At 60.3% G+C, this 7,857-nt stretch carries 6 protein-coding genes and 2 pseudogenes; 5 read left to right on the top strand and 3 right to left on the bottom strand.

What is annotated here, in order from left to right:
* Positions 1 to 101 precede the first annotated feature (101 nt).
* Positions 102 to 503, bottom strand: a pseudogene (locus CV770_RS40055) (DDE-type integrase/transposase/recombinase); the annotation flags it as partial.
* 229 nt (positions 504 to 732) lie between these two features.
* Between CV770_RS40055 and CV770_RS44150 the strand changes: the two are divergent.
* Positions 733 to 954: an ATP-dependent DNA ligase gene (locus CV770_RS44150; protein WP_349627993.1), complete on the top strand. Its 222-nt coding sequence runs from the start codon at positions 733 to 735 to the stop codon at positions 952 to 954.
* A gap of 114 nt (positions 955 to 1,068) precedes the next feature.
* Entirely contained in the window at positions 1,069 to 1,296 is a 228-nt protein-coding gene (locus CV770_RS44145; protein ID WP_349627992.1) for a DNA ligase-like domain-containing protein, read from the top strand.
* Positions 1,297 to 2,014: 718 nt separating this feature from the next.
* On the opposite strand, the pseudogene CV770_RS43740 reads toward CV770_RS44145, so the two are convergent.
* Positions 2,015 to 2,557: pseudogene (locus CV770_RS43740) on the bottom strand (IS701 family transposase).
* Between the two features lie 1,217 nt (positions 2,558 to 3,774).
* On the opposite strand from CV770_RS43740, the gene CV770_RS44390 reads away from it, so the two are divergent.
* Both CV770_RS44390 and CV770_RS40035 read left to right on the top strand, forming a co-directional pair.
* On the top strand, positions 3,775 to 3,990 hold the full coding sequence (locus CV770_RS44390) for a hypothetical protein (RefSeq protein ID WP_104466217.1): 216 nt from the start codon (positions 3,775 to 3,777) through the stop codon (positions 3,988 to 3,990).
* Between the two features lie 93 nt (positions 3,991 to 4,083).
* On the top strand, positions 4,084 to 5,367 hold the full coding sequence (locus CV770_RS40035) for a cystathionine gamma-synthase family protein (protein ID WP_104466216.1): 1,284 nt from the start codon (positions 4,084 to 4,086) through the stop codon (positions 5,365 to 5,367).
* A gap of 655 nt (positions 5,368 to 6,022) precedes the next feature.
* On the opposite strand, the gene CV770_RS40030 is transcribed toward CV770_RS40035, so the two are convergent.
* Positions 6,023 to 6,307: a DUF3892 domain-containing protein gene (locus CV770_RS40030; RefSeq protein WP_245454009.1), complete on the bottom strand. Its 285-nt coding sequence runs from the start codon at positions 6,305 to 6,307 to the stop codon at positions 6,023 to 6,025.
* 1,300 nt (positions 6,308 to 7,607) lie between these two features.
* On the opposite strand from CV770_RS40030, the gene CV770_RS44140 reads away from it, so the two are divergent.
* On the top strand, positions 7,608 to 7,790 hold the full coding sequence (locus CV770_RS44140; RefSeq protein ID WP_104466215.1) for an ATP-binding protein: 183 nt from the start codon (positions 7,608 to 7,610) through the stop codon (positions 7,788 to 7,790).
* The last annotated feature ends 67 nt before the right edge of the window (positions 7,791 to 7,857 follow it).

Genomic DNA, 7,857 nt, shown 5'->3' with positions numbered 1-7,857 from the left:
GCACGCGTGGAATCCGCCGAGAAGGAGTACACGAGGTTCACGTCCCGGTGGCGGGCAAAGCCGCGACCCCGACGAAGCAAGGCTTCTGCGACATAGGGCTTGTCTACAACATCCGTGTCGGTCGGCTTGCCCGGCCGAGAGAAGTCCAGCGTGACGCCGCGCTGGTAGGCCCACAGGTCAAGATCGCGCGACACGAACTCGCTGCCTTGATCGGCGCGGAGTCGTCACCGGGAATCCCACGTCCTTGCAGGCCCGTTCCAGTATCGCCGCGACATCGGTGCCGCGAAGCTGAACCGTGGCGCCAGCATCGGTGAGAAGCGGGAGAAAATATCGACGATCGTGAGCACGCGCAATTTGTGTCCGGTCGCCAGTTGATTGTGGACGAAATCCATCGCCCAGGTCTCGTTCGATTGTGTCGCCGGCCTGCGATCATCGCGCAGCTTGGCCTTGACCCGGCGCTTGGGCGTTCTGTTGCGCAATTGCAGGCCCAGTTCGCGATAGACGTGGCGGATCGGCCACGCGATCAGCGTTCAGCTGGCGCTTCCGCTCCAGTCCTAAACCACTAAGCTTACCAACCAATCCCCTAGCGAGCAGCAGACCGCAATTCCAAGGTACGGCAATGCAATTGTCATCGTCCCTCACCGACGAAATCCCGACGCTCAAATCGAGCGCGACATTCGCATATTCGCGGCCAGGTGACTATCTCGTTCTCATGCTGCCCGCGTTAGAGTTCTGCCTGCCCACCTCCGCCAAGGCCGTACGTACGGCACCGACTGGTTCCACGAGATCAAGTATGACGTCTATCGCCTGCGCCTCGAGCTCAATGGCCGCACCGTGCGCCTGATCACCAGGAACGGGCACAACTGGACCGACCGCTTCCCTCGGATCGTACAGGCCGAGCTGCGCAACCGCGAGCAGGGATTCGTCATTGATGGCCGTGGTGCTCGGCGTTGACGGCGTCTCCGACTTCAACGCCCTCCACTCGCTCCCGCACGACGAGGAGGTGCAGCTCTATGCCTTCGATCTGCTCGCGTTTGGCCGCAGGATCTGCGGCAGCTGCCCCTGGAGATGCGCAAGACCAACCTCGCCCGGCTGCTTCGCCGCCGGCCCGACGGCATGTTCATCGCACCCTTCGAGAGCGGCGCCATCGAGCCCGGCCTCTTTTGCGCAGCCTGCGACCTCCGCCTGGAGGGCATCATCTCCAAGCACGGCGATCGCCGCTACATCGCAGGCCGCACGCGCGAATGGCTCAAGATCAAGAACCGCACCCATCCGGCCATGAGCCGGGACCTTTAGCACTACTTTGGCAGAATGTGTTTGCGCCGCTGTTTTTCAAGGATTTGTTTTCGGCCATACGGGCAGCGTTGAGGCGGCGGCCGAAGAATGAGGTCGACGATGGCGTGACATTCGGCGGGCAAGGTTGGCTGAGGCGGAGGCCCTTTAAAAGTTTTTCTTCCGCCCCGCGTGTGCGGGGCGACAATGTTGCAGGAAGGCGTAGGCAATCATGGTCATCAGGGCGTGGCGATGAAGACCCCGCCATGATCGCCCTTTGAAGTGATCAAGTCCAAGCTCATCCTTCAACGCTGATGCCCTGCTCACAAATCCATCGCGCATTTATGGTGGCGGCCAGTGTGCGCAGATTCGTCGCCGCTCGGAGGTTGGCGTGATAGTCTTTCTTCTCCCCTGAGGCACGTTGCTTACCAATGAGCCAAGCTTGGTCGCCCTGGAGATGCTGCTGACCTTTAACCCATATCCGCTGCGGAGGGCCGTCGGCGGTGCGGACACGGACAGCAGCAAATCGGGCTTTCAGACGACCCTTCGTTCCGCTGCGCCAACTCACGGATTTCCATTTGGCTCTGGCCAGCAATTTGTTCTACCGCAATCGATAAGATATCTGGTACCTGGTGCTTTCGCTTCCCGCGGACTTTGGTAATCGGCAAAATGAGCTGTATATCAACCGGATACATCTTAAGATGCCGAGCGATGCCGACGGCCCAGGCCAGGCCGCGTTCTGTTATCCCTTGTCGAAACGTGCGCTAAGCCCGTATCCTGCATCCGCCAGCACGCATCCAAAGCGCACGTTGGCTGCCATCGCTCGGTCAACCTCGGCCAAAGCAATTTCCGGCTTGATCGTGCCGTTCGGTGTTTGATCGGCACGCGAGCACGCTTCAAACGAGATACATTGCCTTTCCAACTCTCAGGCAGGACGCTGTGCGACCATTACCGGCACTTCGCCGCGCGCGAGTGTCAGCGACACTGGCGTTTGACAATTTGCCGTTTTGCCAAGAGAGGACGCATATTGAGGCGCGACACCAACCGAGCGTTCGCCCTTCTTCGGCATTGCCGTGTCGTCAATAACGAGCACGGCATCCTTGCCGCCGACAAGTCGGTCGGCCTGATTTAACTGTTCAGATTCCAACGGAGTCGCATCCCAGACACCATTGGAAATGAAATGGTGCAGCTGATCGTAGTTGCCCGCGGCAAGGCGCTTCGCCATCGGCTGAACGCTTTCGCGGTCGCCGGGACCGATCAATCCCGCAACGTGAAATGGACACATCTGCCGCCGGTTCTTATGACCCAACCGATCCAGCAACAGCTTTAGCCAGCGCTCGAGTTCGTCTTCCCACTCCGCCAGGTCAGCCCTCCGAGAGCCGACCACCCATGAATCATCTAAAAATTGATTCGAGAATCTTGAGGGTTCTGTGAGGTCGCGGGGCAGGCTTAAAGCCGCGCGCGCTATCGTAGCGTGCGACGCTCATCCGCGAAAACGGCGTGCGCGAACCGGTCAGCATGTTCGAGAGAAAGATCACCGACGGCCGCAACCGCTATCGCGCCGCCCTCGAGACCGGCACCGATTGTCCGACGCGCTATTACGGTGACGATCCGCTGGGATATGTCATCAGCCTGAACTTGAGGCGTCGACACCTCGCCGAGAGCCAGCGCGCAATGTGTGCGGCGCGGGCAGCCGAACAGTTCAGGCAGCGACAGGGGGCGGCCGCGCAGACCAAGGCGGCGTGGCACGGTGGGACCGTGAGGAGCAAATCGGGCGCCTCCACGCGGATACGACCCTGTCATCTGATGATCGTGCCGAAATGGTCGCGCAGCTTCGGGCAGGCGCAACCATCACCGCTTTCCAATTCCGATCGTCGCCACCTGGCGATAGCTTCTTCGTCAGCTTACCGACAGGTAAGTGCTCCAGAGGTTACAACGTATCGTACGTGGACTGAGTCTACTCAGTCCTGGCAAGGGAGTATGGAATGGATCCTTTTGAGGCAGGGCAGATCCAGCGCTGGAATGGGATCTCTTCGAACGAACAAGAGGGGCAGGAAAACGACGCCGGGCGCAGTGGGACGGAGTGCTGACAGGCTATGACGCGGCAGATTCAGCTCATGCGGAGGACGACCAAGACCAGACGGTTGAAAATTGGGCTGCCGAAGGGGAGGTGGGCCCGCTCGAAGATCGAGAAGAAGCCCTAACGCGATTAAATCTCTCCGAGAGAGATCAACATCTCGATCTCGGATCGTTGTCCCTGACCAGTCTGCCCAGATTTTCGACTGACCTCAGGCAAATCGACGTTTCCTTCAACCGGCTAACCAGACTGCCCGATAGCTTGCCCGCCACCCTTGGGGCGCTCAACGTCAGTCACGACCAACTGACCAACTCGCCCGCCCTTCCGGCCGTGCTCGCTTATCTCAACGCGAGTGATAACCGACTAGCGGGCCTGCCTGACGCCCTTCCTTCTGCGCTTCAGTTTCTCGACGTCAGCTACAATGAGTGCCGAAGCTGCCGGAGGTCCTCCCTGATTCGCTCCAGCATCTCGAGGTCAGCGACAATCAATTGACGAGTCTGCCGGAGGACTTCCCCGCTATGCTCCATACTCTCGCCGTTAGTGGCAACCAGCTAAGCAGCCTACCCGAGAACCTACTGACGCAGTATGCGCGGGTGCCGAGTTTGATCTGCCTGGAAATTCGCTGCCGGAGCAGGTGCTGACGAACCTGCATACTGGCTCGATTTTGTAACCACCGCGTTGTACCACCGATTCGGCCCGCAACGTGCGGCCAGCATCAGATCAGCGAGGCAGCCATGGTAAAACCGTTCCCGTCGAAGACCCATATTGGCAACCATATGCTGCATCCGGAAACCCTGATGCTAACCTATGGCTACGATCCGCAACTGTCGGAAGGCGCCATCAAGCCTCCGGTGTTCCTGACCTCCACTTTCGTGTTCAAGACCGCCGAAGACGGGCAGGACTTCTTCGACTATGTCGCGGGCAGGCGCGAGCCGCCGGAAGGCATGGGCGCGGGCCTGGTCTATTCGCGCTTCAACCACCCCAACAGCGAAATCGTCGAGGACAGGTTCGCGGTCTACGAGCGCACCGAGAGCTGCGCGCTGTTCTCCTCGGGCATGGCGGCGATCTCGACCACGATCCTCGCCTTCGTCCGCCCCGGCGACGTGATCCTGCATTCCCAGCCGCTGTATGGCGGCACGGAAACGTTGCTGACGAACACACTGGCGCGCCTGTCGATCGGTGCGGTCGGCTTTGCCGACGGCATCGATGAAGCCTCCGTCAGGCAGGCCTCGGAGCAGGCGATGGGTAGGGGGCGGGTTTCGATGATCCTGATCGAGACTCCGGCCAATCCGACCAACGGCCTCGTCGACATCGCGATGATCCGCCGCATCGCCGATTCCGTCGGCAAAGCCCAGGGACACACGCCGATCATCGCCTGCGACAACACGCTGCTCGGCCCGGTGTTTCAGCGGCCGATCGAGCACGGCGCCGACCTGTCGCTGTATTCGCTGACCAAGTATGTCGGCGGCCATTCCGACCTGATCGCGGGCGCCGCGCTCGGATCGAAGGCGATCATGAAGGGCATCAAGGCGCTGCGCGGCGCCATCGGCACCCAGCTCGATCCGCATTCATGCTGGATGATCAACCGCTCGCTGGAGACGCTGAGCCTGCGCATGGAAAAGGCCGATGCGAATGCGCGCCTGGTGGCGAGCTATCTGCGCGACCATCCCAAGGTCGCGAGGGTGCACTATCTCGGTCATCACAAGCAGGCCTCGCCCTCGGGCCGTGTGTTCGCGCAGCAATGCCTGGGCGCGGGATCGACCTTCTCGTTCGACATCGTCGGCGGCAAGGACGCGGCGGTGGAATTCCTCAACGCGCTGCAGATCCTCAAGCTGGCGGTGAGCCTTGGCGGCACAGAATCGCTCGCGAGCCTGCCCGCGACCATGACCCATTCCGGCGTTCCCGCCGACATCCGCCAAAAGATCGGCGTGCTCGATTCTACCATCCGGCTGTCGATCGGTATCGAGAACCCGTCGGATCTGATCGCGGACCTCGCGCAGGCGCTGAACGCGGCTTGAGCGAGGGAATCAAAGCGGATTGGGCGCGCGGCACGCTGACATGATCGCCACGGCGGCCTCATTGCTCTGCGCGCCGGAGAGCTGCCGCACGAGGCAGACGTAATAGCCCTTGCTGATGCGCTCAGCAGGGAATCGCCGGCAGGCCGTCGATCTCACTCGATTTCGAGCCATTCGGAGACGGCGCAAACCGTGGGCCAACGAACGAAACCAACTCGCAATCGTCGCCTGATTCCGTGCCCGACGCGATCACCGTGCTCGTGCTTTGCATCCAGTTGGAGCCTCGGCTTAGTTAGCAGACTGGCTGGCCTCTAAACGTGCGGGCCGGTGAGACACTTCGAGAGCGACAAAGGGCCCTTGAATGAGTTGCTGTTCTCGACGGCAAGCGGCCCACGCGGGCCGCTTTTCCGTTTTACGGATTGCCGCGCGGTCTCGTCAGCTTTCAGTAAGCCAGCGCAGCTACAGGGCGCTTGGGGTTAACGGGATGTGGCAGGGACAGCGCTTCCCCCAGGGCAAGCGCGGGGACTTTCAAGCGCCGAGTCACGTTGCCGCTAACTTCAGAGGGTAGTGCGGGCGTGGCGGGGAGAGCGCCTGACGCCGCGCAGCCGAACCGCGCCGAGTTGCGCCCGCACTACCGGCGATCTAGGATCGATAAGCATCACGGACACTCAGGGAGGGCAACGAGATTGTCCGGTTGAATTCCGTCCACTGTTGTCTTGATGTACTTGTGTCGGCCGTCGGTGGCGACGATGACTTCGACGGTGACGCCTGATTCTTCGACGTAGTACTCCCACTCGCGGCTTTCGATGTCTCGGATAGTCTTCTTAACAGATAGCTTCCATCGCGTTCCGTCTGAATTTACCCCGCCGACATTTTTGATTCTCTCGTGAGCGTTTCGCCTGTCAGTCTTGTTTATGCAACGAATGCGCACGCGTTTGGGCATGCGGGTGTCTCCCATCTCTGCAAGCTGTCGGACCAGCTTAGAGACTGGTCGAGGAGGACGGACCGGCCGATTCTGGTAGGTGCCCCGGTTACCTGTCTGCGCCATTATCTGGTGACGCTTGGAGAATGTGACCCTCTCAGGAGCAAAGGTAGCCAGCCTGGGGCTGCGCTGGCTATCCATGAACGTCTTTGGCTCGATACCGATTGCGCATTGCGAACCGGCCGAACGCTGGCCTGCAGGCCGCGGCGATCAGGCGGTACGACAGCGAGGGGATTGACCTGCCCTCGGTCGCCGGGACTGACGTTATCACACCCCGAATCACGCAAGGACTCGGGAGCAATTCATTAGGTTGAGTGATGTCGCAAATAGCACTCGAACCTTTGACCCGTCACTACGAATGACTGCTTTTAGAATCAGACGGTGCTTCCGTCGCCGCGGTAGCTATTTGGTAGCTAACGGCCATTTTCTTCGAGCAAGACTACAATAAGCTATTGATTTCGCCTGTACAATTGGTTTGGCTCGGACCGACCTCCTGTTCTACATATTCCGGGTATCCTTGGAGAATGCTGAGTGAGTCTCCGACGCACCGCCCACCAAGGCGCATCATCGAGGCCGTCATGTTTGACCCGCCGATCGGCCCGGCGTCGGCGCGCGAACTCCTGTCCTTGTCCGAAGATACATGGGCACCCTTCGGATCGGCTAACGGACGGCGCCCGTGGCCGCCAGGAGGACGGGTTAACAGCTAGGTGCCTGCGTTGCGAAAGTCGTGTCTTTATCCAGACAAGAAAGCAGGGCGAGCGCCGGCTTCCCTATTTTGTGCACTACAGAGGCGGGGATCCTAGCTGCCCATGGCACCACGGCAGCTCACTTAGATCGACGAGGCCCGAGCAGCCCAGTACCAGGGCCACCAGGAATCCCACACCCATCGGTTGCTTTGCGAACAGATTGACGAGCTCGCCAAGGCCGACGTGCGTTATGTCCGCAGTACAGTCGCGCAGTACCTACCGGCAACAGAGAATAACTTTGGCAGGTACAGCTCTCGAATACCTTCCAAACGGAAATCTCCGCCCGATGCCAGCATTATGAGCGTGAAGGGGGCAACCTGATCTGGGTGCTCTATGGGGTCGATCCGACGACCGATGTTATCCCGCAAAGTTTTCGCGACCTATCCTTCGGCCGCGGCCTCAGCAGTGCCCATATTGCCGAAGGAAATCCTTGAAAACAGCGGCGAAACACAATCTGCCAAGGTAGTGCTAGGGTCTGTACTCAATAAAGGATTCCATCTGGAACTAGACTGTGATTGAAGCTTTTCAACGGGGGGCGCTTGAATGGTAAAGTAGCTCTAAGGAGAGCGCAGTTCGACATAGGCCTCTCGATCGCGCATGCCATCGTCGAAGCGCATGGCGGCCGCATCGGGGCCGAAAACGTACCGTCAGGGGGGGCCGTCTTTCACGTCAGCCTGCCGCTGGCAGCGCCGCGATAGCTCCTATCGCAGGCGCCAGCGACGCTGGCCAGCCGTCACGCGAACGCCTTTTCCAGCGTCGCGAAGA

This window comes from Bradyrhizobium sp. AC87j1 (assembly GCF_002936975.1).
Lineage (GTDB): Bacteria > Pseudomonadota > Alphaproteobacteria > Rhizobiales > Xanthobacteraceae > Bradyrhizobium > Bradyrhizobium shewense.
The sequence above is the reverse complement of the archived record's forward strand: the minus strand, read 5'-3'. Positions and strand labels throughout refer to the sequence as shown.